At 72.1% G+C, this 24773-nt stretch carries 21 protein-coding genes and 1 tRNA gene; 8 read left to right on the top strand and 14 right to left on the bottom strand.

Translation table 11 applies throughout. From position 1 onward, the window contains the following. Positions 1-680: 680 nt before the first annotated feature. Together IE94_RS0128805 and IE94_RS0128800 are read right to left on the bottom strand one after the other, a co-directional pair. Positions 681-1250, bottom strand: coding sequence for an ATP-binding protein (locus tag IE94_RS0128805; protein ID WP_030189978.1), 570 nt, complete (start codon positions 1248-1250; stop codon positions 681-683). Between the two features lie 227 nt (positions 1251-1477). Continuing rightward, complete coding sequence (locus IE94_RS0128800) at positions 1478-1855, bottom strand: STAS domain-containing protein (protein WP_030189976.1); 378 nt, start codon at positions 1853-1855, stop codon at positions 1478-1480. Positions 1856-2094: 239 nt separating this feature from the next. On the opposite strand from IE94_RS0128800, the gene IE94_RS0128795 reads away from it, so the two are divergent. After that, the gene (locus tag IE94_RS0128795) at positions 2095-3021 is read left to right on the top strand and encodes an RNA polymerase sigma factor SigF (RefSeq protein ID WP_030189974.1); all 927 of its coding nucleotides are present in this window, start codon (positions 2095-2097) and stop codon (positions 3019-3021) included. Positions 3022-3095: 74 nt separating this feature from the next. Here the strand turns inward: IE94_RS0128795 and IE94_RS0128790 are convergent, their stop codons facing one another. The 7 genes from IE94_RS0128790 to IE94_RS0128760 form a co-directional block, all read right to left on the bottom strand. Continuing rightward, positions 3096-3419 (bottom strand): hypothetical protein, encoded by a 324-nt coding sequence (locus tag IE94_RS0128790; RefSeq protein ID WP_030189972.1) that lies wholly within the window; start codon positions 3417-3419, stop codon positions 3096-3098. An 83-nt stretch (positions 3420-3502) separates the two neighbouring features. Next, positions 3503-4678, bottom strand: a complete 1176-nt coding sequence (gene hutI, locus IE94_RS0128785) for an imidazolonepropionase (RefSeq protein ID WP_030189970.1) — start codon at positions 4676-4678, stop codon at positions 3503-3505. 38 nt (positions 4679-4716) lie between these two features. Further along, positions 4717-6066, bottom strand: a complete 1350-nt coding sequence (locus IE94_RS0128780) for a formimidoylglutamate deiminase (RefSeq protein ID WP_030189967.1) — start codon at positions 6064-6066, stop codon at positions 4717-4719. Beyond that, the gene (locus IE94_RS0128775) at positions 6063-7280 is read right to left on the bottom strand and encodes an allantoate amidohydrolase (protein ID WP_030189965.1); all 1218 of its coding nucleotides are present in this window, start codon (positions 7278-7280) and stop codon (positions 6063-6065) included. Before IE94_RS0128775 ends, IE94_RS0128780 begins: the two co-directional genes overlap by 4 nt. Further along, complete coding sequence (gene hutU, locus IE94_RS0128770; protein WP_030189961.1) at positions 7277-8986, bottom strand: urocanate hydratase; 1710 nt, start codon at positions 8984-8986, stop codon at positions 7277-7279. Before hutU ends, IE94_RS0128775 begins: the two co-directional genes overlap by 4 nt. Before the next feature lie 525 nt (positions 8987-9511). Then, entirely contained in the window at positions 9512-10102 is a 591-nt protein-coding gene (locus IE94_RS0128765) for a hypothetical protein (protein WP_030189958.1), read from the bottom strand. Positions 10103-10279: 177 nt separating this feature from the next. Next, positions 10280-11158: a MurR/RpiR family transcriptional regulator gene (locus IE94_RS0128760; RefSeq protein WP_030189956.1), complete on the bottom strand. Its 879-nt coding sequence runs from the start codon at positions 11156-11158 to the stop codon at positions 10280-10282. A 232-nt stretch (positions 11159-11390) separates the two neighbouring features. On the opposite strand from IE94_RS0128760, the gene IE94_RS0128755 reads away from it, so the two are divergent. Then, positions 11391-11813: a hypothetical protein gene (locus IE94_RS0128755; RefSeq protein ID WP_030189953.1), complete on the top strand. Its 423-nt coding sequence runs from the start codon at positions 11391-11393 to the stop codon at positions 11811-11813. Positions 11814-12200: 387 nt separating this feature from the next. Here IE94_RS0128755 and IE94_RS0128750 read toward each other — a convergent pair whose 3' ends face one another. After that, the gene (locus IE94_RS0128750) at positions 12201-13586 is read right to left on the bottom strand and encodes a cystathionine beta-synthase (protein ID WP_030189950.1); all 1386 of its coding nucleotides are present in this window, start codon (positions 13584-13586) and stop codon (positions 12201-12203) included. Positions 13587-13754: 168 nt separating this feature from the next. Between IE94_RS0128750 and IE94_RS0128745 the strand changes: the two genes are divergently transcribed. The 3 genes from IE94_RS0128745 to IE94_RS0128735 all read left to right on the top strand — a co-directional run bounded on the left by IE94_RS0128745 (position 13755) and on the right by IE94_RS0128735 (position 17498). Beyond that, positions 13755-14777 (top strand): SGNH/GDSL hydrolase family protein, encoded by a 1023-nt coding sequence (locus tag IE94_RS0128745; protein ID WP_030189946.1) that lies wholly within the window; start codon positions 13755-13757, stop codon positions 14775-14777. Between the two features lie 404 nt (positions 14778-15181). Next, positions 15182-16402, top strand: coding sequence for an acetyl-CoA C-acetyltransferase (locus IE94_RS0128740; protein ID WP_030189943.1), 1221 nt, complete (start codon positions 15182-15184; stop codon positions 16400-16402). 295 nt (positions 16403-16697) lie between these two features. Next, complete coding sequence (locus tag IE94_RS0128735; RefSeq protein WP_030189941.1) at positions 16698-17498, top strand: hypothetical protein; 801 nt, start codon at positions 16698-16700, stop codon at positions 17496-17498. A gap of 50 nt (positions 17499-17548) precedes the next feature. Here IE94_RS0128735 and IE94_RS0128730 read toward each other — a convergent pair whose 3' ends face one another. Further along, positions 17549-17860 carry a hypothetical protein gene (locus IE94_RS0128730; RefSeq protein ID WP_245235328.1) on the bottom strand — a complete coding sequence of 104 codons (312 nt, stop codon included), beginning with the start codon at positions 17858-17860 and terminating at the stop codon, positions 17549-17551. A gap of 103 nt (positions 17861-17963) precedes the next feature. Here IE94_RS0128730 and IE94_RS0128725 point away from each other — a divergent pair, with 103 nt between their 5' ends. Further along, entirely contained in the window at positions 17964-18194 is a 231-nt protein-coding gene (locus IE94_RS0128725) for a DUF4287 domain-containing protein (protein WP_030189937.1), read from the top strand. 69 nt (positions 18195-18263) lie between these two features. Here IE94_RS0128725 and IE94_RS0128720 read toward each other — a convergent pair whose 3' ends face one another. From IE94_RS0128720 to IE94_RS0128710, 3 genes are all read right to left on the bottom strand, one after another. Further along, positions 18264-19187 carry a Bax inhibitor-1/YccA family protein gene (locus IE94_RS0128720; protein WP_030189935.1) on the bottom strand — a complete coding sequence of 308 codons (924 nt, stop codon included), beginning with the start codon at positions 19185-19187 and terminating at the stop codon, positions 18264-18266. 168 nt (positions 19188-19355) lie between these two features. Then, positions 19356-20525, bottom strand: coding sequence for a 4-hydroxybenzoate 3-monooxygenase (locus IE94_RS0128715; protein WP_030189933.1), 1170 nt, complete (start codon positions 20523-20525; stop codon positions 19356-19358). Between the two features lie 209 nt (positions 20526-20734). After that, positions 20735-20821, bottom strand: a tRNA-Leu gene (locus IE94_RS0128710). A gap of 488 nt (positions 20822-21309) precedes the next feature. Here IE94_RS0128710 and IE94_RS0128705 point away from each other — a divergent pair. Both IE94_RS0128705 and IE94_RS0128700 read left to right on the top strand, forming a co-directional pair. Beyond that, positions 21310-22080 carry an ABC transporter ATP-binding protein gene (locus IE94_RS0128705; RefSeq protein WP_030189930.1) on the top strand — a complete coding sequence of 257 codons (771 nt, stop codon included), beginning with the start codon at positions 21310-21312 and terminating at the stop codon, positions 22078-22080. Between the two features lie 59 nt (positions 22081-22139). Further along, positions 22140-24671: an ABC transporter permease gene (locus IE94_RS0128700; RefSeq protein WP_030189928.1), complete on the top strand. Its 2532-nt coding sequence runs from the start codon at positions 22140-22142 to the stop codon at positions 24669-24671. The last annotated feature ends 102 nt before the right edge of the window (positions 24672-24773 follow it).

Below are 24773 nucleotides of genomic sequence, written 5' to 3'. Positions count from 1 at the left end.
GACACCACCCCCCAGGTCATCCGTTCGACAGGGGGCAACAGTCATGCCGGGCCCGGAGGCCAACGGCCCTCTTGCAGGACCGCGAAAAAGATAACGGGGCGAAACCCTGGGTGCGGCCCTGGGCCCACCCAGGCACGGGCAGCAGGAAGCAACGCCCTCGCCGGCTTGAGCCGAGGGAAGGTCACAGGGGGACCGTCACCTCCGGGCCCGAGGGCTCGGGGCGGAGGGCAGCGAAGAGTGCGGGGGCGGCGCACCCGTGGGGCCCCGGGCGGAACAGCGGGGCGGGGGACGACGTCCGCGCCGGAGACCGGAGCGGAGCAGGGCGCAGGTGACGCAGTCCCCTCCGAGACCGGGCGAAGCCCGCAGGAGCTGCACGCGACGAAGTCCCGGCCGGAAACCGGAACGAAACAGGGATGCACGGTATCCAGCCCGGCCCCAGACCGGGGGGTGGAAGCTCCAGGACGGGCGCACGCGACGCAGCCCCGCCCGAACCGGAGCGAAGCCCGGGAGCGGTACAGGAAACGCAGCCCCCACCCAAGACCGGGGCGAAGCCCCACGGCGGAGCGCAGGGGACGCAGTCCCCGCCGGGGTCTGGGGCGGAGCCCCATGGCGGGGCCTCCTGGCCGACCGAGACGGGTGGGTGGGGGGCAAAACAACCCCCCCGTCCAAGCGCCGCAGGCCTACGCCGGGGCCCCCAGCTCCGCCCAGACCCGCTTGCCCGCGACGCCCGGCGTCCGTACGACGCCCCAGTCCAGGCACAGGCGCTGGACGATGAACATCCCGTGGCCGCCCGGACGCCCGGCGCGGTGCGGGGTCCGCGGCGTCGGCTGCCCCGTACCCCGGTCGGAGACCTCCAGCCGGATCACCTTCTTCTCGCAGGTGATCCGCAGCTCGTCCGGCCCCTCGGCGTGCAGACAGGCGTTGGTTACCAGCTCGGAGACCACGAGCAGAACGTCCTCGGCGGCGGCACGCTGGTCCGCGGTGGCGGCCGGCAGCCAGCCCCACGCGTACAGCGCCTCGCGGGTGAAGTCACGGGCCATCGGCACGACTCCGCTCGCGTCCTCGAAGGTCAGCCTGCGGGCCTGCCGTCCGCCGCCCTCCCCGGAAGCGGAGGCGGGCACAGGCGCGGGCGCGGTCGCCGCTCCGGAAGTTTCGGAAACCCCCGAAGAAGGCACCGGCGCGGACGCACCGGAAGCGCCGCTGGGCTCCGGACCGCGGTCGCCCGGCGGATAGGGCCGGGTGGTGCTCATCAGCGCTTCACCTCACCGATTCACCAGTTCACATTTCAAAGTCGTGGACAACCAAGTCGTGGACCGGCCGAGTCATGGACAGCAAAGTCGTACACAGCCGGTTCTGGGTCTCTCCTGCCCGAGCCGACCGCACGAACACCCCTGTATCGCGCACGAAACCCGCCGCGGGGCGAAAACACCCGCCCCGGGATGCGCACGCGTCCCTCCGTCGGCCGGACAAGGACGGCTCAGTCGGACGCGTCGGCCAGCGCGGCCGCAAGCGTGTCATGAAGGGTGAAGACCGCTTCGGCCCCCGTGATCTCGAACACCCGCGCCACTACCGGCTGCATGGCCACCAAATGCACTCCGCCCCCCGCGGCCTCCGCCTTCAGTCTCGCTCCGAGCAGGACGTTGAGCCCCGTGGAGTCGCAGAACTCCAGCCGTGAGCAGTCCACGACGAGCCGGTTGAACCCCTTGGCGAGGCACTCGTCCAGCGGCTCGCGCAACAGATCGGCGGTGTGGTGATCCAGCTCACCCGCCGGGGTCACGACGGCGCTGGAGCCCTCTTCCCGTACCTCGACCAGAAGCCGGCCCGACTGGGCACTGCCGACCGTCCCGCGGTCCATGCCGTTTCTCTCTCCCGAGGTCGTGACTGCTGCTGACGCCCTCGAACACTACGCCCTCCCACCGCACTCCGACACCCGAACAACCGCACATAAACGGACATACCCGCACAGAAAACACTTGCGGTCAGCTCGGTAAACCCGGTAGGGCTAGTAGGACACGTAAACCGACACGGCCGGCATTGGAGGCGCCGCACACCGCAGTGCACGTATTTGGCTTCGGCAGCCGTATGCCGAGAACGATGGAGGACATCATGTCACCCCGGCTCGACGGATCGCGTACCCACCAAGCGACGTCGACACTCCCTCCGGAACATCTGGATCCCATCGAGCACCACGCCGCCGTCGTCGGCCACGACGACGCACTCGCCGGGCTTCCGGACATCCCCGCGTACGACGAGGTCGCTCCGGCGGACGCCAGAGCCCTGTCCAAGACCCTCTTCGAGCGGCTGGAGTCGCTGGAGGAAGGCACCCATGAGTACGCGTACGTACGCAACACGCTCGTCGAGCTGAACCTCGCTCTGGTCAAGTTCGCCGCCTCCCGCTTCCGCTCGCGCAGCGAGCCGATGGAGGACATCATCCAGGTCGGCACCATCGGCCTGATCAAGGCGATCGACCGCTTCGAGCTGTCGCGCGGTGTGGAGTTCCCCACGTTCGCGATGCCGACCATCATCGGCGAGATCAAGCGTTTCTTCCGCGACACCTCGTGGTCCGTGCGCGTTCCGCGGCGCCTCCAGGAGCTGCGGCTCGACCTGGCGAAGGCGGGCGACGAACTGGCCCAGCGCCTCGACCGCGCCCCCACGGTCTCCGAACTCGCCGAGCACCTGGGCCTGTCCAAGGACGAGGTCGTCGAGGGCATGGCGGCGTCCAACGCCTACACCGCCTCCTCGCTGGACGCCCAGCCCGAGGAGGACGACGCGGAGGGCGCCCTCGCCGACCGCATCGGCTACGAGGACCACGGGCTCGAGGGCATCGAGTACGTCGAGTCGCTGAAGCCGCTGATCGCCGAACTGCCCTCGCGGGACCGGAAGATCCTCTCCCTTCGTTTCGTCGCGGGCATGACCCAGTCGGAGATCGGCGAGGAGCTGGGGATCTCCCAGATGCACGTCTCGCGTCTGCTGTCACGCACCCTCGTACGACTGCGCAAGGGGCTCACGGTCGAGGAGTAGTCCTCGGCACCACCGTGCGACGCTTGCCCTCCAGGGGGGTGGTCCGAGGCCGGGCCGCCCCCCTTCGGGCCGTTTCACGGGGAGTTGGCGATCAGCGCCGCCGTCGGCAGCAGCGGGGCCAGCGAGCACAGCAGCCAGAAGGTGCGCGGCGCGAGGGTGGTCCGGCGTCGCAACGGCGCGTTGACCAGCCACCAGATCATCGCGAAGAGCGCCACCACGGGGACCACGATCACCAGCCAGAGCGCCATGCCGTCGTTCTCCGTGGGCTCGCGCACGGTCCAGCCCAGCTCCGCCAGCGGCCAGTTGACCATCAGGTACCCCACGAGCCAGAACGGCACGACGCCCGGGATCCCGAGCAGCACGTTCACCAGGAACGGCGTCCACCAGTACCTGGCCATCCGCCCCGTTCCCCCGCTCCCCGGCTCACACGCAGCTCGTACTCAGCTCGTACTCAGCTCATACGCAGCCCACATGCTGCCGCTCACACCCTACGCACGCCCCGCCGCCACACGCCCGCGACCAGCGGCACACCGGGCCGGTACGCCAGGTGCACGTGGCTCGGGGCGTCCAGGAGCGTCAGGTCGGCGTACGCGCCGGGGGCGAGGCGCCCGACGTCGTCGCGGCGCAGGGCCGCGGCGCCGCCCGCGGTGGCCGACCAGACCGCCTCGTCCGGCGTCATGCCCATGTCCCGTACGGCGAGCGCGATGCAGAAGGGCACGGAGGACGTGAAGGACGAGCCGGGGTTGCAGTCGGTGGACAGGGCGACCGTGGCACCGGCGTCGATCAGGCGCCGGGCGTCCGGCCACTGGGCCCGTGTGGAGAACTCGGCGCCGGGCAGCAGGGTCGCGACCGTACGGCTGCCCGCGAGGGCGTCCACGTCGGCGTCGGTGAGGTGGGTGCAGTGGTCGGCGCTGGCGGCGTCGAGTTCGACGGCGAGCTGCACGCCGGGGCCGTGGGAGAGCTGGTTGGCGTGGATGCGGGGGTGCAGGCCCTTGGCCTTGCCCGCGGTGAGGATCGCGCGGGCCTGGTCGCCGTCGAAGGCGCCCTTCTCGCAGAACACGTCGATCCAGCGGGCGTGCGGGGCGCAGGCGTCGAGCATCTCGCTGGTGACCAGGTCGACGTAGGCGGCGGGGTCGTCGGCGAGTTCGGGGGCGACGATGTGGGCGCCGAGGAAGGTGACCTCGTCGGTGTGGCGGGCGGCGACGCGCAGGGCCCGGGACTCGTCGGCGGTGGTCAGGCCGTAGCCGGACTTGGTCTCGAAGGTGGTGGTGCCCTGCCGCAGGGCCTCGGCGAGGTAACGGGTCAGGCCCGCCTCCAGTTCCGCGTCGCTCGCGGCGCGGGTGGCGGCGACGGTGGTGCGGATGCCGCCCGCGCTGTAGGGGCGGCCGGACATGCGGGCGTTGAACTCCTCGGTGCGGTCGCCCGCGAAGAGGAGGTGGGAGTGGGAGTCCACGAAGCCGGGGAGGACCGCCCGGCCGTCGGCGTCGACCCGATTGTCAGTGGCGGGTGCTTTGCTTGATTCACCGGTCCACACGACGCGGTCGCCCTCGATGACGACGGCCGCGTCCCGGACCAGACCGAGCGGGGAGTGGTCGCCGAGGGAGGGGTCGTTGGTGACGAGTGCGGCGATGTTGGTGATGACGGTGCTGCTGCTCATGGGGTCCCTGGTGTCCTCGTGGGGGCGGGTGCGGGTGATCAGGTGCGCAGGGCTTCGACGGCCCGCATCAGGGCCCGCGGCACATCCGGTACGAGGGCGTGCGCCCCGTCGCGTACGACGTGCCGCCCACCCACGACCGTGTGCCGTACGTCCGCTGCCGTCGCGGCGAATACGGCCGTCTCGGCGCCGAGCCTGGGCAGCGGCCCCGCTGTCCTGACGGAGTCCAGCGCGAGCGTCGTGAGGTCGGCGCGGGCTCCGGCCTCGATGCGGCCGGTGTCGTCCCAGCCGAGGGCGGCGTGGCCGTCGGCGGTGGCGGCGCGCAGCAGCGCGGCGGCGGTCCAGTGACCGCGGGCGCGGGTGCGCAGGCGCTCGTTCAGCTCCATGGCGCGCGCCTCTTCCAGCAGGTCGACGACGGCGTGGCTGTCGGAGCCGAGGGAGAGCGGCGACCCCGCCCGCTGGAGCGCGGCCGCAGGGCCGATGCCGTCGGCGAGGTCCCGTTCCGTGGTGGGGCACATGCAGGTGCCGGTGCGGCTTTCGCCGAGCAGGGCGATGTCCTCGTCGGTGAGGTGGGTGTTGTGGACGCCGGTGGTGCGGGCGCCCAGCACGCCGTGGTCGGCGAGGAGCCGGGTGGGCGTGCAGCCGTGGGCCTGTTGGCAGGCGTCGTTCTCGGCGGTCTGCTCGGACAGGTGCACATGCAGCGGGGCCCGCCGTGCCCCGGCCCACTGCGCCACGGTCGCCAGCTGGTCCGCGGGCACGGCCCGTACCGAGTGGATCGCCGCTCCGATCCGTGCGTGATCCCGTTCCTTGAGAAGTGAACAGCGTTCGGCCCAGGCCTGTGCCGTGCCGTCGGAGAAGCGGAGCTGGTGGGTGTTCGGGGGTTCGCCGAAGCCGGAGGACAGGTAGCAGGTGTCGAGGAGGGTGATGCGGACACCGGCTTCGGCGGCGGCCTCGATCAGGGCCCCGCCCATCGCGTTGGGGTCGGCGTAGGGGGTGCCCCCGGGGGCGTGGTGGACGTAGTGGAACTCGCCGACGGCGGTGATGCCGGCCAGCGCCATCTCGGCGTACACGGCGCGGGCGAGGGCGTGGTAGGTGTCCGGGGTCAGCCGGTCGGCGAAGGAGTACATCACCTCGCGCCAGGTCCAGAAGGTGCCGGAGCCGACCTGGACGGTGCCGCGCAGGGCCCGGTGAAAGGCGTGCGAGTGGGCGTTGGCCAGTCCCGGCAGGGTGAGTCCGCGCAGGATCTCGGCGCCGGGCGGCGGGGTGGCGACGCCCTGGTGGACGGCACTGACGCGGCCGTCCCGCACGTCCAGGGCGACGTCCGGCTCGACGTGGGTGCCGAGCCAGGCGTGCTCCAGCCAGTACGTGCGGGTCCGTTCGGTGGCGGTCACGTGCAGGCCAGCCCTTCCAGTACGTCGGCGAGTGCGTTCACCCCGGCCAGGCAGTCGTCCTCGGCGGCGTACTCGGCCGGGGAGTGGGAGACGCCGGTGGGGTTGCGTACGAACAGCATGGCGGTCGGGATGCGGTCGGAGAGGATTCCGGCGTCGTGTCCGGCACCGGTGCCGAGGACGGGGACCTTCAGCTCCGTACGGGTGCCCAGGATGCGGGCGAGTTCGTCGCGCAGGGCGTGGTCGAACTCGACGACGGGCGTGAAGGACTCCCGGACGATGTCGAGGTCCACGCCGTGGGCGGCGGCGTACGCGCGGGCGGCCTGCTCGATGCCGGTGACCACGGTGTCCAGGCTCGCCTGGTCGGCGGCGCGGGAGTCGAGCCAGCCGCGCACCAGGGAGGGGATGGCGTTGACGCCGTTGGGTTCGACGCCGATCTTGCCGAAGGTGGCGACGGCACCGGCGAGTTCGGCCTCGCGGCGGGCGGCGAGGACGGTCTCGGCGTAGGAGAGCATCGGGTCGTGGCGGTCGGCGAGGCGGGTGGTGCCGGCGTGGTTGGCCTCGCCGCGGAAGTCGAACCGCCAGCGTCCGTGCGGCCAGATGGCGGAGGCGATGCCGATGCGGTCGCCGGAGAGGTCGAGGGCGCGGCCCTGTTCGACGTGGAGTTCGACGAAGGCGCCGATGCGGGCGAGCCGTTCGGGATCGGCGCCGAGGGTGTCCGGGTCGTACCCGGCCAACTCCATGGCCCGCGGCAGGGTGATGCCGTCGCCGTCGGTGAGGCGGTGGGCCTGCTCGACGGTGAGCGCGCCGGCGGTGAGCCGGGAGCCGACGCAGGCGAGGCCGAAGCGGGCGCCCTCCTCGTCGCCGAAGTTGACGATGCCCAGCGGCCTGGTGAACCGCGCTCCCCGCCCGCGCAGTTCGTCCAGGGCGGCGAAGGCGGAGACGACGCCGAGGGGGCCGTCGAAGGCGCCCCCGTCGGGCACGGAGTCCAGGTGGGACCCGGTGACCACGGCGTTCCCGGCGGCCGGGTCGCCGAGCCAGGCCCACTGGTTGCCGTTGCGGTCGACCTCGTGGGCCAGTCCGCGGGCCCCGGCCTGCTCCTGGAACCAGGTCCGGCAGTCGGCGTCGGCACCGCTCCAGGCGTAGCGACGGTAGCCGCCGGAGGCGGAGCTGCGGCCGACCGGCAGCAGCTCCGCCCACATGCTGTGGAAGCTCACGCGCCGTCACCCGCGGGCGTCGCACCGCTCCCGTGCGCCTCTCCGCCCTCGCGGCCTTCGCGCATCGGCACCCGCACGCCCCGCTCCCCGGCGACCGACTCGGCGATGTCGTACCCGGCGTCGACGTGCCGGATGACGCCCATTCCGGGGTCGTTGGTGAGCACCCGGCGGATCTTCTCCCCGGCGAGCGGGGTGCCGTCGGCGACGGTGACCTGCCCGGCGTGGAGGGAGCGGCCCATGCCGACGCCGCCGCCGTGGTGGAGGGAGACCCAGGAGGCGCCGGAGGCCACGTTGACCATGGCGTTGAGCAGCGGCCAGTCGGCGATGGCGTCGGAGCCGTCCAGCATGGCCTCGGTCTCGCGGTACGGGGAGGCGACGGAGCCGCAGTCGAGGTGGTCGCGGCCGATGACGATCGGGGCGGCCAGCTCGCCGCTCGCGACCATGTCGTTGAACCGCTCACCGGCCTTGTCGCGCTCGCCGTAGCCGAGCCAGCAGATGCGGGCGGGCAGGCCCTGGAAGTGGACCCGCTCCCCCGCCATCTTGATCCAGCGGGCCAGGGACTCGTTCTCGGGAAACAGGTCGAGGATCGCCTGGTCGGTCTTGGCGATGTCGGCGGGGTCGCCGGACAGGGCGGCCCAGCGGAAGGGGCCCTTGCCCTCGCAGAACAGGGGGCGGATGTAGGCGGGGACGAAGCCGGGGAAGGCGAAGGCCCGGTCGTATCCGGCGAGCTGGGCCTCGCCGCGGATGGAGTTGCCGTAGTCGAAGACCTCGGCACCGGCGTCCTGGAAGCCGACCATGGCCTCGACATGCCGGGCCATGGACTCGCGGGCCCGGGTGGTGAAGCCGGCCGGGTCCTTGGCGGCGGCGTCGGCCATGTCCTCGAAGGCGATGCCGGTGGGCAGGTAGGCCAGCGGGTCGTGGGCCGAGGTCTGGTCGGTGACGATGTCGATCGGGGCGCCCATGGCCAGGAGCTGCGGGACCAGCTCGGCGGCGTTGCCGAGGACGCCGATGGACAGCGGCTCGCGCCGGTCCCGGGCCTCGGTGGCCAACTGGAGGGCGTGGTCGAGGGAGTCGGCCTTGACGTCGAGGTAGCGGTGCTCGATACGGCGGTCGATGGCGCGCGGGTCGCAGTCGACGCAGATCACGACGCCGTCGTTCATGGTGACCGCGAGGGGTTGGGCGCCGCCCATGCCGCCGAGCCCCGCGGTGAGGGTGATGGTTCCGGCCAGCGTGCCGCCGGACTTCTTGGCGGCGACGGCGGCGAAGGTCTCGTAGGTGCCCTGGAGGATGCCCTGGGTGCCGATGTAGATCCAGGAGCCGGCCGTCATCTGCCCGTACATGGTCAGGCCGAGGGCCTCCAGGCGGCGGAACTCCTCCCAGTTGGCCCAGTCGCCGACGAGGTTGGAGTTGGCGATGAGCACGCGCGGGGCCCACTCGTGGGTCTGCATGACACCGACCGGGCGGCCGGACTGGACGAGCATCGTCTCGTCCTGCTTGAGAGTGCGCAGGGTCCGCACCATCGCGTCGAAGGAGCGCCAGTCGCGGGCCGCCTTCCCCGTACCGCCGTAGACGACGAGCTTGTCGGGATGCTCGGCGACCTCCGGGTCGAGGTTGTTCTGCAGCATCCGCAGGGCGGCCTCCTGCTGCCAGCCCAGGGCGCTCGGCTCGGTACCGCGTGGCGCTCGGACGGGACGAGGTCCGGACATGGTCTGCCTCCTGGTGGCTTGCTCCCGGCGGATTGTTGCTACGGATATTCATATCCTCGCCGCCTGAATAGGCCTAGTCAACAGGGCCGGGTCCGTGCCCCGCGCATGCGCGTGCGGGGCCCCGATCGAGGGCCCCGCACGGGGACTGCTGGACGTCCCCCGCCGGTACCGGTGGTACCGGCGGTCGCGGGGGACATGGTGGACGGGATGGTCCGGGTGTGTTCGCCGGGCGACGAGTGCGGGTGCTCCGCAACCGCGCGCTCGTCTCAGTTCGTCGCGGCCGGTCGCGGCTCGGCACGGCACGGCTCGTCTCAGTCCGTCACGGCTGGTCGCGGCTCGGCACGGCTCGACGCGGCTCGTCTCAGTCCGTCACGGCTCGACGCGGCTCGGCACGGCTCGACGCGGCTCGTCTCAGTCCGTCACGGCTGGTCGCGGCTCGGCACGGCTCGACGCGGCTCGCCTCAGTCCGTCACGGCTCGACGCGGCTCGACGCGGCTGGTCGCGGCTCGGCGCGGTCGGGTGCGCTCAGACCGCCGCCGCCGGCGTCTTCCGCCGGGCGCCGCCCGGCGCCGCGTCGCCCGCGGCGATGCCCGTGCTGCGGTAGCCCTTGACCGCCGTGCCCGCGGGGCGGCCGGCGTTGTCGGCGAGCCAGTCCACGCGGACCCACAGCAGGGCGTCCCCGGACTGTTCGCGGCGGCCGATCCAGGCGGACTTGAGCCACAGCCCGGCGCCGCAGCCGGCCAGCAGCAGTCCGCCCGCGGCGGGCACGGCGAAGGCGCTGCCGAGGGCGGCGAGGAAGGCGAGCAGCAGCCACCAGCGGTGGCCCCGGCGCCAGTTGCGCACGGTGACCCGGCGGTCCTGGAGCACGTCGTGCTTGCCCGCTCGGGCGGCCGATCCGGCCAGGGCGGTGTAGCGCCGCCGGCGCACCCACGCCACGACGGCCGCGGCGACGATGAAGAGCGCGGCACCCGCCAGCACCCCGATCCGGCGTCCGGTGAGCCCCGGCACCAGCACGCCGATGGCCGCCGCGAAGACGCCCAGCCACCACAGTGGCGCGGCGCCCGCCCGTACGACGACGGCGACCCGAGCCAGCCCCACCTGTCCTCCGCGCGCCACGTCCTGCCTCCCGTTCCGTTCCGGCCCGTGCGACGGGCCCGGTGCGTTGCGTCTGAAGGGTGTCCGGCGCCGCACTGTAACGGGGCAAGCTGAGACGAATCTGAGAACCCGTCCGCCGTCCGGGTCACCTCCGGGTCACCTCCGGGTCACCTCCGGGTGCTCCCGGGTGCTCCCGGGTCAGTCCACGAAGAGCCCCCGCGCCACGGCCCTGGCGTCGAACTCCTCCAACCGGGCCTGGGCGTCCGGCAGGTCGTCGCACATCGCCTCCAGCAGCACCCGGCCGAGCAGCATCGGCGCGCAGGCGGTGTCGAAGGCGAGGCCGGTGCCGACGGCGGCGGGCAGCAGCAGGTCGGACACCTTGGCGACCGGCGCGAAGGCGGAGTCGGCGACGGTCACCACCGTGAGCCCCGCCTCCTTGGCGTGGGCCAGCGCCTCGACGACCTCGCGCGGGTGCCGGGGCAGGGCGAAGCAGAGCAGCGTGTCCGCCCCGGCCCGGACGGCGGCGTCGATGCGGTCGTGGAGCATCGTGCCGCCCTCGTCGAGGAGCCGGACGTCCGGGTGGACCTTGGCGGCGAAGTAGGCGAAGCCGTGCGCCTGGGCGGCGGCGGCCCGCAGCCCGAGCACCGGCAGCGGCCGGCTTCCGGCGAGCAGCCGCCCCGCCTCCCGTACCGGACCCGGGTCGGCCAGCACCTCCGCGAGGTGCCGCAGGTTCTCGATCTCGGCCGCCACCGCCTGCTGGTACTCGTTGCCGGCACCGGTGTCCGCGACCGGTTCCGCCGGGGCGACCTCGCGCAGATGGCGTCGCAGCGCCGGGTAGCCGTCGAACCCGAGGGCGACGGCGAAGCGGGTCACGGACGGCTGGCTGACCCCCGCCAGCTCGGCGAGCTCCACGCTCGACAGAAACGGCACGTCGGAGGCGCGGCGCACCATGCTGTGCGCGATGCGCCGCTGGGTCGGCGTCAGGCGGTGCCCCTCGAACAGGGCCTGCAACCGTGCCGCCGGACTGTCCGCCCCGCTCGTCCCACCGGCCCCGCTGGTGCCGCCAGTCCCGTCCATGACATGGCCCCCTCGACCTATTCACGCGCCCCGGCTTCTGCATACCGTTATACAGGCCGACGCCGGACCACACCGGGGCGAGGCAGCCGACGCCGACCGGTAACCGTCCCGTGGGCCGAGGGCGATCCCGTGGGCCGAGGGCGGCCCCTACCGGACGGCCCCCGCCGGAAACGGGGGTTGCCCCCAGTGCCGAGGGCGCCCCCGGCTGCCTACCTTGAGCCGTATGACGGGAATGGACGCACGCGACGCCGACCTGAAGAAGGAACTGGACGCCACCCTGCAGACCCGCAGGGAGCTCGGGGAGGAGTACGAGTCCGCGCTGATCGACTCGTTCCTGGAGAAGGTCGACCAGCGCATCGACGGAGCGGTGGAGCGCCGGGTGCGCCGGCAGGTCGCCGAGCAGCAGATGACGGCCGCCCGGGACAGCCGGTCGCCGAGGCCCACGGACTCCTTCGGCGAGCGCTTCGGCTTCGGCATCGTCTCGCTGGTGCTCGCGATCCCGCTGTCCGCGATCGGCGGCGGCGTGGCACACCTGCCCGGGATCCTGGTCGCCTGGGCCGGCATCGTCGGGGTCAACGTGGTCCAGGTCGCCCGCACCCATCCGGACCTCTTCCGACGCCGCCGCGCCGGGCGGGACCACGCCTGGGAGGACTGAGGTCGGAGACAGACCTGGGGGCGGGAACAGGACTGAAGGCAGCGGCAGCGCGGGAAAAAACTGCGCGGGGACCGCCGCACCCCCATCGCTGGGGGGCGGGACGACGGCGATCCCCGCGGGGGACGCGCGTGCCGGGCCTCACGGCCGGGGCGGCGCGTCCGTGGCGTCCTTGGAGGTCCGGGAGCCGCTCCGGAAGGTCCGTGACGCCGTTCGTCGTCGGCGGGTCCGGGGAGCCGCTCCCGATCCCTGCCGACACCGCACACTCTGCCGGTCCCGTGTTAAGCGACTGCTGCGCGCACATGACGCGCGCGTACCACTTCCGCGAAGTCCACGAAGATCATCGGGCCGTCGGCACCGGTGGCGGAGGCACCGACGGCCCTGCTCGCTCTAGTTCCCCTTGGCGAGGAAGGACAGCAGGTCCTGCCGGCTCACCACGCCGGTCGGCTTGCCCTCGACGAGCACGATCGCCGCGTCGGCGCCGCCGAGCACCGACATCAGGTCCGCGACGGGCTCGCCGGAGCCGACCTGGGGCAGCGGGGCGGACATGTGCTTCTCCAGCGGGTCCTCCAGCGAGGCACGCTTGGCGAACAGCGCGTCCAGCAGCTCGCGCTCCACGACCGAGCCGACGACCTCGGCGGCCATCACGTCCGGGTGACCGGCGCCGGGCTTGACGATCGGCATCTGCGAGACGCCGTACTCGCGCAGCACCTCGATGGCCTGGCCGACGGTCTCGTCCGGGTGCATGTGGACGAGGGAGGGGATGTGGCCGCCCTCCTTGTGGTTCAGGACCTCGGCGACACGGGCGCTGGGTCCGGTGTCCTCCAGGAAGCCGTAGTCGGCCATCCACTCGTCGTTGAAGATCTTGCTGAGGTAGCCGCGCCCGCTGTCCGGCAGCAGGACGACCACCACGTCGTCCTCGCCGAGCCGCGCCGCCACCTCCAGGGCCGCGACGACCGCCATGCCGCAGGAACCGCCCACCAGCAGGCCCTCCTCCTTGGCGAGGCGGCGGGTCATCTGGAAGGAGTCCTTGTCGGAGACGGCGACGATCTCGTCCGCGACCTCCCGGTCGTACGCCGTCGGCCAGAAGTCCTCGCCGACGCCCTCGACCAGGTACGGGCGCCCGGAGCCGCCGGAGTAGACGGAGCCCTCGGGGTCGGCGCCGATCACCTTCACCGCGCCGTCACTGGCGTCCTTCAGGTAGCGGCCGGTGCCGGAGATGGTGCCGCCGGTGCCGACGCCGGCCACGAAGTGGGTGATCTTCCCCTCGGTCTGCTCCCACAGCTCGGGGCCCGTGGAGTGGTAGTGCGAGAGGGGGTTGTTCGGGTTGGAGTACTGGTCCGGCTTCCAGGCCCCGGGCGTCTCGCGGACCAGCCGGTCGGAGACGTTGTAGTACGAGTCGGGGTGCTCGGGGTCGACCGCGGTCGGGCAGACGACGACCTCGGCGCCGTACGCGCGCAGCACGTTGATCTTGTCGGTGGACACCTTGTCGGGGCAGACGAAGATGCACTTGTAGCCCTTCTGCTGGGCCACGATGGCGAGTCCCACGCCGGTGTTGCCGCTGGTCGGCTCGACGATGGTGCCGCCCGGCTGCAACTCCCCGCTCTTCTCCGCGGCCTCGATCATGCGCAGGGCGATGCGGTCCTTCACCGAGCCGCCCGGGTTGAAGTACTCCACCTTGGCCAGGACGGTGGCCCTGATCCCCTGGGTCACGCTGTTGAGCCGCACCAGCGGGGTGTTGCCGACGAGGCTGATCATCGAGTCGTGGAATTGCACCGTGGTCTCCGGATGCCGCAAATGAAGGGTTGTTTATCGGTTCGGCCAGCCTATGGCCTGCGGGCCCGCGGATGCCCCGTGACGGTCGTTCACCCTGCGTTGAGATTGGGCGACCGTCCGTACGGGGCAAGGAGTGGGTGTACGGCTTGGAGGAGGTGGCGGCGACGCATGACGAGCATGTCGAGGGCGCGGGTGGCCCGGCGGATCGCGGCCGGCGCGGCGTACGGCGGCGGCGGTATCGGGCTGGCGGGGGCGGCGGCGGTCGGTCTGGTGGTGGCGGAGGTGCAGTTGGCCAGGCGCCGGGTGGGCGTGGGCCCGCCGACCCGGGTGCCGAACGCGCAGGGGTTGTACGGCGGCACCCTGCCCACGGCCGGTGACCCACCGCTGCGGCTGGTGATGCTGGGCGACTCCACGGCCGCGGGCCAGGGCGTCCACCGGGCCGGGCAGACGCCGGGCGCGCTGCTGGCGTCGGGGCTCGCGGCGGTGGCGGAGCGGCCGGTGCGGCTGGTGTCGGTGGCGCAGCCGGGGGCGTGTTCGGACGACCTGGACCGCCAGGTGGCGCTGGTGCTGGCGGATCCGGACCGGGTGCCGGACATCTGCGTGATCATGGTCGGCGCCAATGACGTCACCCACCGGATGCCGGCGACCCGCTCGGTGCGCCACCTGTCCGGGGCGGTACGGCGGCTGCGCACGGCCGGCGCGGAGGTGGTGGTCGGCACCTGTCCTGACCTGGGCACGATCGAGCGGGTGCGGCAACCGCTGCGCTGGCTGGCCCGGCGGGCCTCGCGGCAGCTGGCCGCCGCGCAGACCATCGGCGTCGTCGAGCAGGGCGGGCGCACGGTGTCGCTGGGCGACCTGCTGGGCCCGGAGTTCGCGCAGAACCCGCGGGAGCTGTTCGGGCCGGACAACTACCACCCCTCCGCCGAGGGGTACGCCACCGCCGCGATGGCGGTACTGCCGTCGGTGTGCGCCGCGCTCGGCCTGTGGCCGGCCGAGGAGGAGCACCCGGACGCGCAGCGCCGCGAGGGCTTCCTGCCGGTGGCGAGGGCGGCGGCGGAGGCGGCGTCCGAGGCCGGCACGGAGGTCGCCGCCGCGATGTCCACGGGTCCGCGGGGCCCCTGGGCCCTCCTCAAACGCCGCAGGCGGCGCCGGGTGACGGAGGCGGAGCCCACCAGCCCGTCCAACGTCTGACACCCGGGCCAGCCACCCCACCGACGCACACGGATACCCGCAGGCCCGTCCGGCGTTTGAGGACGAGGCCGTCCAGGCCGACGAGGCGTCTGGGGGCGCAGCCCCCAGGGACACCGACCAGGGACACCCGCCAGGGACACCCGCCAGGGACACCAACCAGGGGCACCAACCAGTGGCACCGACCAGGTCACCCACCACGGCCCCCCAGGGGCCGCCCACCAGAGCACCCGACGGCAGAAGCCCCCCGCCCCTCGCCCTCGCCCCCGCCCCCTCGCCCACCGCCGGAGGCAAAAGCAAGCGCTTAGACAGTTGCGGCCCATGTCACACCGCCGCACCCGTGACCCAGGCCATACGGCCGGGTAACTTCCCCAGCAGCCGCCCATCCCCTCGCCACTGGAGCCGTGATGCCCGAAGCCGTGATCGTCTCTGCCGCCCGCTCCCCCATCGGCCGGGCCTTCAAGGGCTCCCTGAAGGACCTGCGCCCCGACGACCTGGCCGCCACGATCATCCAGGCGGCCCTCGCGAAGGTCCCCGAGCTGGACCCGCGGGACATCGACGACCTGATGCTCGGCTGCGGTCTGCCCGGCGGCGAGCAGGGCAACAACCTCGGCCGGATCGTCGCCGTCGAGATGGGCATGGACCACCTGCCCGGCTGCACCGTCACCCGGTACTGCTCCTCGTCCCTGCAGACCTCCCGCATGGCCCTGCACGCCATCAAGGCCGGCGAGGGCGACGTCTTCATCTCGGCCGGCGTCGAGATGGTCTCCCGGTTCGCCAAGGGCAACTCCGACAGCCTGCCGGACACGCACAACCCGCTCTTCGCCGAGGCCGAGGCCCGCACCGCCGAGGTCGCCCAGCAGGAGGGCACCACCTGGCACGACCCGCGCGAGGACGGCCTCGTCCCCGACCCGTACATCGCGATGGGCCAGACCGCGGAGAACCTCGCCCGCGCCAAGGGCATCACCCGGCAGGACATGGACGAGTTCGGCGTCCGGTCGCAGAACCTCGCCGAGGAGGCCATCAAGAACGGCTTCTGGGAGCGCGAGATCACCCCGGTCACGCTGCCCGACGGCACGGTCGTCGGCAAGGACGACGGCCCCCGCGCCGGTGTCACCCTGGAGGGCGTCCAGGGGCTCAAGCCCGTCTTCCGCCCCGACGGCCTGGTCACCGCCGGCAACTGCTGCCCGCTCAACGACGGCGCCGCCGCCCTCGTGATCATGAGCGACACCAAGGCCCGCGAGCTGGGCCTGACCCCGCTCGCCCGCATCGTCTCCACCGGCGTCTCCGGCCTGTCCCCCGAGATCATGGGCCTCGGCCCGGTCGAGGCCAGCAAGCAGGCCCTGTCCCGCGCCGGGCTGACCGTCGGCGACATCGACCTGGTCGAGATCAACGAGGCGTTCGCCGCCCAGGTCATCCCCTCCTACCGCGACCTCGGCATCCCGCTGGAGAAGCTGAACGTCAACGGCGGCGCCATCGCCGTCGGCCACCCCTTCGGCATGACCGGCGCCCGCATCACCGGCACGCTGATCAACTCCCTCCAGTGGCACGACAAGCAGTTCGGCCTGGAGACCATGTGCGTCGGCGGCGGCCAGGGCATGGCCATGGTCATCGAGCGCCTGAGCTGACCCGCCGGCGACCGCCACTGAGGGACCGTCAGTAGCACCCCGCGGACCCAGGGTGACGAGGCGGCCCGGGACCCTGTTCACCCCAGGGTTCTGGGCCGTTTTGTGACCCAAACTCCCCCAGGATGTGACCTACCTCTCCCGCCCCACGGATTTACGCAGGTCAGCCCCGCCCCACCCCTCCCTTCCGGGTCCAAAGTCCTGTCCGTTTCGTGACGTTACGCACTGACAGACGGTTAGTCCTCCCTTCAAGCTGATGTAGGAAGTCGGGGGTCGACTTTGAACCGGGAGTACGTCAGTGAGCGCCATGCCGATCGCCCTGCTGCTCACCACGGCCGCCACCGGCGCCGTGGGCGTCGCCGTCCTGCGCAGCATCCTGGTGCTGCGCCGGCAGGTGACGGCCCTGCGCGCCGAGCTGGCCGAGAGCCGGGCCACCGCCGCGCGGGGCCGGGTGCCCGCCGCCCGCACCACCGCCGACGCCGAGGAGATACGCGCCGCCGTCGCCGAGGCGCTCGCCGAGGAGCGCGAGCGGGAACTCGCCGAGGCGCGGGCCTTCTGGGCCGCCCAGGAGACCCGGGACGCCTCCGACGCGCCACTGCTACTCGGTCTGTCCGACAGTGAGCTCTTCCTGCCGCGCCAGGCCGACCTCGTGGGCCTGGAACCGGTGGTCGAGCCGGTCGCGGAGAGCGACGAGCCGTCCGCCTCGGACTCGGGGCCCAGGGAGTCCGCCGAACTGGCCGCCGCCCGCCGCCGGCACCCCTCCCACCCGGACTTCGTGCCGAACCCGTCCCCGGCCGTGAACGACCACGACCGCACCGTGGCGACCCTGGAGGAGCTGGCCGAGTCGAGCGTCGCGCTGGCCGACGTCCGTCCGGGCCCGCTGGGCACCCTCGACGTGTACGTCTTCGCCGACGGCACCACCCTGTGCATGACCCCGGGGCACCGCGAGACCGCGGAGCGCCTGGCCGCCGCGCTGGGCGCGGGTCAGACGCCGTACCTCCTCGGCGGCTCGGGGATCTCCGGTGCCTACACGCTGACCTTCGCCTGCGGCGAGGAGAACGTGTACATCCTCGCGGACCGCGTCATCGCGTCCCTGTAATCACGCCGGTCACGCCGGTCACGCCGGTCACGCCCGCCGCGCCGGCCGCGTCAGACCCCGGCCCGTTTGCGGGCCTCCTCCACCAGCGCCACCGCTTCCTCCACCTGGCCCTCGTCCTCCAGGACGAGGGCCAAGTCGTGTGCGGCGACGGCGATCTGGTCGGCGGCGGCGAACATGCCCGCGTCCGGCATCTGGCGGGGCTCGGCCCCGGGTTCCTCCACCAGCTGGGCGCGCCGGGCCAACTCCCTGGCCAGCTCCAGCGCCTCGGCGGCCGCGCCGCGTTGCAGCCTGCTCTGCGGGGCGGCCCGCAGACGGTCGGCGAAGTCGTCCACGGCTCGGGTCAAAGGCGTCGTATCAACCACGGCGCGAGCGTACGCGGCCGTCCGGGACTGTTGCCAACGGGCGAACGCTCAGGCACGGTGACCTGAAGGACCGGCTTACATCCCCTTTCGCCCGGAGGCGCCGATGTCCCAAGTCTTCTCCGAGGAGACCCATCGCAACCTGCTCGCCCGGATCCCCCAGTGCACCGGCCGTGAGATCTCCGACTGGCTGCGCGCCGTCGAGGACGGCCCCGCCCTCTTCCGTTTCGAGGAGAAGGTCAGCTGGCTCCGCCACGAACACAACCTCGCGTACGGCCACGCGAAGGCGATCGTCCACGAGTACGACCTGAGAAGGGCCGCGCGCAAGCTGCTGTGAGCGGACGCGCCGACCCCACGACGACGAAGGGCCCCGGGCACGAAGCCCGGGGCCCTTCATCTGGTATGCCTAGTCGTTGCTGTTCAGGATCGCGATCAGGCGCAGGAACTCCAGGTAGATCCAGACCAGCGTCAGCGTGAGGCCGAAGGCCGCGAACCAGGCCTCCTCGCGCGGGGCGCCGTAGGCGAGCCCGTCCTCGACCTGCTTGAAGTCGAGGGCCAGGAAGCAGGCGCCGAGGATGATGCCGACGATGCCGAAGACGACACCGAGCGCACCGCTGCGGAAGCCGAGGCCGTCGCCGCCGCCGAAGACGGCGAACAGCAGGTTCACCGCCATCAGGATGACGAAGCCGAGCGCGGCGGCCATCACGAAGCCGTAGAAGCGCCGGTTGACGCGGATCCAGCCCGCCTTGTAGGCGATCAGCACACCGGCGAAGACCGCCATCGTGCCGATCACGGCCTGCATGGCCGCACCGTCCGCGATGCGGTTGTCGACGACGCTGGAGACGACGCCGAGGAAGACACCCTCGAACGCGGCGTAGGACAGGATCAGCGCCGGGGTGGGCTTGCGCTTGAAGGACTGGACGAGCGCCAGGACCATGCCGATCAGCGCAGCACCGATACCGATGCCGTACGAGCGGTTGATGTTGGCGTCGTCCACCGGCAGCAGCGCCCACGCGAGCGCGGCCGTCACCACGAGCACGCCGAGCGTGCTCGCCGTGCGGATGACGACGTCGTCCATCGTCATCCGGCCGGTGGTGGCGGGCGCCTGCGGCGGCGCGCCGAACTGCTGGTCCGGCTGGGCGTACGGGTTCTGCGCGTACGGGTTGCCGGCGGACGGCTGGGCGTACGGGTTGCCCTGGGTGCCCTGCGCGTACGGGTTGGCCTGCGTGGCGACGGCGGGTCCCCCGGCCTGCGGCGCGGCGTTGAAGCCCGCGTAGCCGTTGTCGCGGCTGAACCCCCGTCGCGAGAAGACCGGGTTTCTGCTCCTCATTTCACTCCTCCATGGCCACACGGCGCAGCCTTGGCTCAAGAGTAATAGAACGGCAAAGGAATGACCCTACTGCTTGGGGAGGATCTTTCCCCGGCCCTGCGACTCAACACGCTACGCCGATCAGTGATTCCCCTCACGGCCGGGGCCCCGAGCGCCACCGGGCGGCGCTCATCCGATCGGGAAGCCGGTGTACGCCTCGGCGAGGTCGGTCTCGGCGGCGCGGGAGGAGGTGATGCGGTCGAGGCGGGCCAGCTGGAGCCGGTCCTCGAAGGGGGTGGCGCCGGGGACGGTGTGCAGCAGCGTCGTCATGTCGTACGAGAACCGCTCGGCCTGCCAGACGCGGCGCAGGCAGGTCGCGGAGTAGGCGTCGAGCAGTTCCTCGGAGCCGGTCGCGGCGCGGTGGGCCAGCGCCCGCGCGAGCGTGACGACGTCGCCGACGGCGAGGTTGAGGCCCTTGGCGCCGGTGGGCGGCACGATGTGCGCGGCGTCGCCGGCCAGGAAGAGGCGGCCGTGCCGCATGGGCTCGTGGACGTAGGAGCGCATCGGCGTGACCGACTTCTGGGTGATCGGGCCCCGCCTCAGGCTCCAGTCGTCGTCGGTCTCGAAGCGGCGCTCCAGCTCGTCCCAGATCTCCTCGTCGCTCCAGCCGTCGGCGTCCGTGTCCGCCGGGACCTGGAGGTAGAGGCGGGAGACGGAGGGGGAGCGCATGGACAGCAGGGCGAAGCCGCGGTCGTGGCGGGCGTAGACCAGCTCGTCGTGCGAGGGGGCGACGTCGGCGAGGATGCCGAGCCAGCCGAAGGGGTACGTCCGCTCGAAGCTCCGCCCGTCCGGGACGGCCGCCCGGGCGACTCCCCAGTAGCCGTCGCAGCCGACGACGTAGTCGCACTCCAGGACCTCCTCGGTGCCCCGGTGGCGGAAGCGGACGCGCGGCCGGTCCGTCCCGGCGCCCTCCACCGCCAGCGCCTCCGCCTCGAACAGCAGCGGGCCTCCCTCCTTGAGCTGGAGGGCGATGAGGTCCTTGCAGACCTCGGTCTGGGCGTAGACCATGACGGACCTGCCGCCGGTGAGGGCGGGGAAGTCGACGCGGTGGCGGCGCCGGGCGAACCGCAGCTCGATGCCGTCGTGGCGCAGTCCCTCGCGGTCCATCCGCTCCCCGGCCCCCGCCTCCCGCAGCACGTCCACCGTGCCCTGCTCCAGGATCCCGGCGCGCTGCCTGCGTTCGACGTAGGCCCGGTCGCGGCTCTCCAGGACGACCGAGTCGATCCCGGCGTTGTGGAGCAGCCGGGCGAGCAGCAGCCCGGCGGGGCCTGCTCCGATGATGCCGACGGTGGTGCGCATCGGTCGTTCCCTTCGATCGGCGTCGTTGCCTTGTCCGGTCAAGCCGGATGTTCACATGGCGGATGTTCGCATGGTGAAATTTCCTTCACTGACTGGAGCGAGTTTCCAGTCCGACACGCACCGCTGTCAACGGTCCGCGGGAGGGATACGAGAGGAGAAGGGGCCGACACAGGGGCGACCGACGGCCCGCACACGGGGACGGTCGGTGATGGTGCCCGGAGCCGGACTTGAACCGGCACGCCCTCGAAGGGGCAGCGAGGTTTAAGCTCGCCGTGTCTGCATTCCACCATCCGGGCAGGCCATGGGCTCCGCGTAGCGCCCTGAGCCTATCGGGACGTACCTCCCGGACCTTGGGCGGGACGACCGATGTTGTCTTATTTTATTGGCGCCTGAGGGTGCATCAGGTCTCGGGGCAGGCCATCAGCACATGCCAACAGCCTTGCGTGCGACAGTCCGCGCCGTATGCGGAATGACGGGATTTCACCGTCCCGACGAGGGCGCCCGCCCCGTTCTCGCGCCACCCCCGCGCCACCCCCGCACCACCCCCGCTCCCCGGTGCGCCGGCGCGTGCCGTCGGGGTCGGCCGTCATCCGCAGGTATGACACCGGCCCGTCGTGTCCGACCGGAGTCGCCCCCCTGAACCGGAACAGCGGCTGACTACACGGCGCCGTACGACCGGGACGATGGAGGACGTCCCCGAGCACACCGTGCCGACAGCAGGCACCGTGCCGACAGCACACGCCGTGCCGACAGCACACGCCGTACCGACAGGAGCGCCCTTCCCGTGACCACCGCACCCATCGCCGACCGGTCCACCCTCGTGGCCGCGCGCGCCACGGAGCTTTCCAAGATCTACGGCCAGGGCGAGACCCAGGTGGTCGCCCTGGACCGGGTGTCCATCGACTTCCGGCAGGCCGAGCTCACCGCGATCATGGGCCCCTCCGGCTCCGGCAAGTCCACGCTGATGCACTGCGTCGCGGGCCTGGACACCTTCTCGTCCGGCTCGGTGAGCATCGGCGAGACCGAGCTGGGCTCGCTCAAGGACAAGCAGCTGACCAAGCTGCGCCGGGACAAGATCGGCTTCATCTTCCAGGCGTTCAACCTGCTGCCGACCCTCAACGCGCTGGAGAACATCACCCTTCCGATGGACATCGCGGGCCGCAAGCCCGACAAGCAGTGGCTGGACTCCGTGATCGAGATGGTCGGGCTGTCCGGACGCCTCGGGCACCGGCCCGCCCAGCTCTCCGGCGGGCAGCAGCAGCGGGTCGCCGTGGCGCGCGCCCTGGCCTCCCGGCCGGAGATCATCTTCGGTGACGAGCCGACCGGCAACCTCGACTCCCGCTCCGGAGCGGAGGTGCTGGGCTTCCTGCGCAACTCGGTGCGGGAGCTGGGCCAGACCGTGGTGATGGTGACCCACGACCCGGTGGCCGCCGCCTACGCGGACCGGGTGGTCTTCCTCGCGGACGGACGCATCGTCGACGAGGTGTACGGGCCTACGGCCGACTCGGTGCTCGACCGCATGAAGCGGTTCGACGCCAAGGGCCGCACCAGCTGACACCCCCGTCCGCTCCCCACCCCGTACCCCGTACGCCAGGACAGAGAAGACCCCCCCCCATGTTCCGTACCGCCTTGCGCAACGTCTTCGCGCACAAGGCCAGGCTGTTGATGACCGTGCTCGCCGTGATGCTCGGCGTGGCGTTCGTCTCGGGCACCCTGGTCTTCGCCGACACCCTCTCCAACGCCTTCCGCAACCAGTCGGCGAAGAGCTACCACGACGTCGCCGTCGCCGTCACCTCGTACGCCGACCCCGACAAGCCCAAGGAGGAGCCCGGCCTGCCCACCAGGCTCCTGGACCGGATCTCCGCCGTGGACGGCGTCGCCGGGGTCTACGGCCGCGTCGAGGGCTTCGCCGGTGTCGCCGACCCCGACGGGAAGCTGATCGGCGTCGGCTGGTCCAACAAGGGCTCCAACTTCGCCCCCGGCAAGGACGGCAAGGACGCCGCCTACACCTTCACCGACGGCTCCGGACCGGTCGAGGACGGCCAGATCGCCCTGGACGAGGAGACCGCCGCCAAGGGCGAGTACGAGGTCGGCGACCGGGTGCGCGTCGCGACCAACGGCCCGGTGAAGGAGTACACCCTCAGCGGTGTGTTCACCACCGAGGACGGCGCCGTCAACGCCGGCGGCAGCCTGGTCCTCTTCGACACCGCCGTCGCCCAGAAGCAGTACCTCGAACCGGGCTACTTCGAGAGCGCCACCGTCACCGCCGCCCCCGGCGCGGACGACGCGAAGATCCTGGGCGCGGTCAAGCCGCTGCTGCCGGACACCGCCGAGGCCCAGACCGGCCAGGCGCTCGCGGACGAGCAGGCCGCCCAGATCGAACGGGGCCTGGGCAACCTGAAGCAGCTCCTGCTCGGCTTCGCGGGCATCGCGCTCTTCGTCGGCGTCTTCCTGATCTCCAACACCTTCACGATGCTGGTCGCGCAGCGCACCAAGGAGATCGCGCTGATGCGGGCCGTCGGCGCGTCCCGCAGGCAGATCACCCGCTCGGTGCTCGCCGAGGCCGCGCTGGTGGGTCTGGTGGCCTCGGCCGTCGGCTTCGCCCTCGGCGTCGCTCTGGCCGTCGGACTGCGCTCCGGCATGTCCGCGTTCGACTTGAAGACGCCGAACGGCCCGCTGGTCCTGTCCGCCACGCCGGTGGTCGCGGCGTTCGCGGTGGGCGTGCTGATCACGGTGTTCGCCGCCTGGCTGCCCGGCCGCCGGGCCGCGAAGATCCCGCCGGTGGCGGCCATGAACAGCGTCCACGCGGTGGCCACCACCAAGTCGCTGGTGCTGCGCAACTCCATCGGCGCGGCCGTCACCGCCCTCGGTGCGGTGGGGATCGTGGCGGGCGCCTCGACCGGCGGCGACGACGGCCGGCTGTACATCGGCGCGGGCGCGTTCTTCGCCCTGATCGGCGTGATCGTCCTCATCCCGCTGCTGTCCCGGCCCGTGATCGCCCTCGTCCGTCCGCTGCTCGTCGGGCCCTTCGGGGTGGCGGGCAAGCTGGCCGGCCAGAACGCGGTCCGCAACCCGCGCCGCACCGGCGCCACCGCGTCGGCGCTGGCGATCGGACTGACGCTGGTGACCGGCCTGTCGGTGCTCGGCGTCACGGTCGGCACCGCCATCGACAAGATGACCACGGACAACATCAAGGCCGACTACATGGTCTCGATGGCCAACGGAGGCGACCTCGACCGGTCCGCGTTGACGGCCCTGGAGAAGGCCCGGGGCGTGTCCGCGGTCTCCCCCCAGCAGGAGGCCTACTTCCGGGTCGACGACGTGTACCTGTCGGCCTCCGCCGTCACCCCGGGCGACATCGAGAAGGTCCTGTCCGTCGACGTCGTCAGCGGCAGCGCGGGCTCGCTCGCCGAGGGCCGGATCGCGGTGGCCGAGGAGACGGCCGAGAGCAGGGGCTGGAAGGTCGGCGACACCGTCCCCGTCACCTTCGACGACGACCAGAAGGCCACGCTGACGGTCGGCGCCGTCTACAAGGACAGCGAGTTCCTCTCCCCCGTCCTCGTCGACCGCAAGGTCGTGGACCCGCACGAGACGAAGCCGTCCATCCGGCAGATCTTCGTGAAGATCGACGGCGGCCAGTCCGCGGCGAACGAGAAGGTCCTCGTCGACGCGCTCGGCGACAACCCCGCGATCACCGTGATGGACCGGCAGGACATCCGCGACGAGTTCGGCGGCGCCATCAACACCCTGCTGAACATCATGTACGGCCTGCTGGCGATGGCCCTGATCATCGCGGTGCTGGGCGTCGTCAACACGCTCGCGATGTCGGTCTTCGAACGGCAGCAGGAGATCGGCATGCTGCGCGCGATCGGTCTGGACCGGCGCCGGGTGAAGCGGATGGTGCGGCTGGAGGCCGTGGTCATCTCGGTGTTCGGCGCGGTGGTCGGCATCGGTCTGGGCACGTTCCTCGGCTGGGCGATCGGCGAGACCGTCGCCGACCAGATCCCGGGGTACGCGCTGGTCCTGCCCTGGGGCCGGATCGGGATCTTCGTGGTGCTGGCCGGTCTGGTCGGCGTCCTGGCCGCCATGTGGCCGGCCCGCAACGCGGCCCGGCTGAACATGCTGAACGCCATCAAGGCCGAGTGACCCCGCCGCGACGCGGCACACCGAAGGGCCGGGTCCCCACGCGGGGGCCCGGCCCTTCGGGATGTGTGCGCTCTTGCCATGTGTGCTCAGGCGATGTGCGCT

It is taken from the genome of Streptomyces violaceorubidus (assembly GCF_000717995.1).
Taxonomy (GTDB): domain Bacteria; phylum Actinomycetota; class Actinomycetes; order Streptomycetales; family Streptomycetaceae; genus Streptomyces; species Streptomyces violaceorubidus.
Note: the sequence above shows the minus strand (reverse complement) of the source record. Positions and strands in the feature narration are given on the sequence as shown.

Coding starts and splice junctions, on each gene's coding strand:
- IE94_RS0128720 (WP_030189935.1), bottom strand. CDS start 19,187: ATGAGGAGCAGAAACCCGGTCTTCTCGCGACGGGGGTTCAGCCGCGAC.
- IE94_RS0128740 (WP_030189943.1), top strand. CDS start 15,182: ATGCCCGAAGCCGTGATCGTCTCTGCCGCCCGCTCCCCCATCGGCCGG.
- IE94_RS0128715 (WP_030189933.1), bottom strand. CDS start 20,525: ATGCGCACCACCGTCGGCATCATCGGAGCAGGCCCCGCCGGGCTGCTG.
- IE94_RS0128755 (WP_030189953.1), top strand. CDS start 11,391: ATGGACGCACGCGACGCCGACCTGAAGAAGGAACTGGACGCCACCCTG.
- IE94_RS0128745 (WP_030189946.1), top strand. CDS start 13,755: ATGACGAGCATGTCGAGGGCGCGGGTGGCCCGGCGGATCGCGGCCGGC.
- IE94_RS0128800 (WP_030189976.1), bottom strand. CDS start 1,855: ATGGACCGCGGGACGGTCGGCAGTGCCCAGTCGGGCCGGCTTCTGGTC.
- hutU (WP_030189961.1), bottom strand. CDS start 8,986: ATGTCCGGACCTCGTCCCGTCCGAGCGCCACGCGGTACCGAGCCGAGC.
- IE94_RS0128760 (WP_030189956.1), bottom strand. CDS start 11,158: ATGGACGGGACTGGCGGCACCAGCGGGGCCGGTGGGACGAGCGGGGCG.
- IE94_RS0128725 (WP_030189937.1), top strand. CDS start 17,964: ATGTCCCAAGTCTTCTCCGAGGAGACCCATCGCAACCTGCTCGCCCGG.
- IE94_RS0128700 (WP_030189928.1), top strand. CDS start 22,140: ATGTTCCGTACCGCCTTGCGCAACGTCTTCGCGCACAAGGCCAGGCTG.
- hutI (WP_030189970.1), bottom strand. CDS start 4,678: ATGAGCAGCAGCACCGTCATCACCAACATCGCCGCACTCGTCACCAAC.
- IE94_RS0128790 (WP_030189972.1), bottom strand. CDS start 3,419: ATGGCCAGGTACTGGTGGACGCCGTTCCTGGTGAACGTGCTGCTCGGG.
- IE94_RS0128795 (WP_030189974.1), top strand. CDS start 2,095: ATGGAGGACATCATGTCACCCCGGCTCGACGGATCGCGTACCCACCAA.
- IE94_RS0128805 (WP_030189978.1), bottom strand. CDS start 1,250: ATGAGCACCACCCGGCCCTATCCGCCGGGCGACCGCGGTCCGGAGCCC.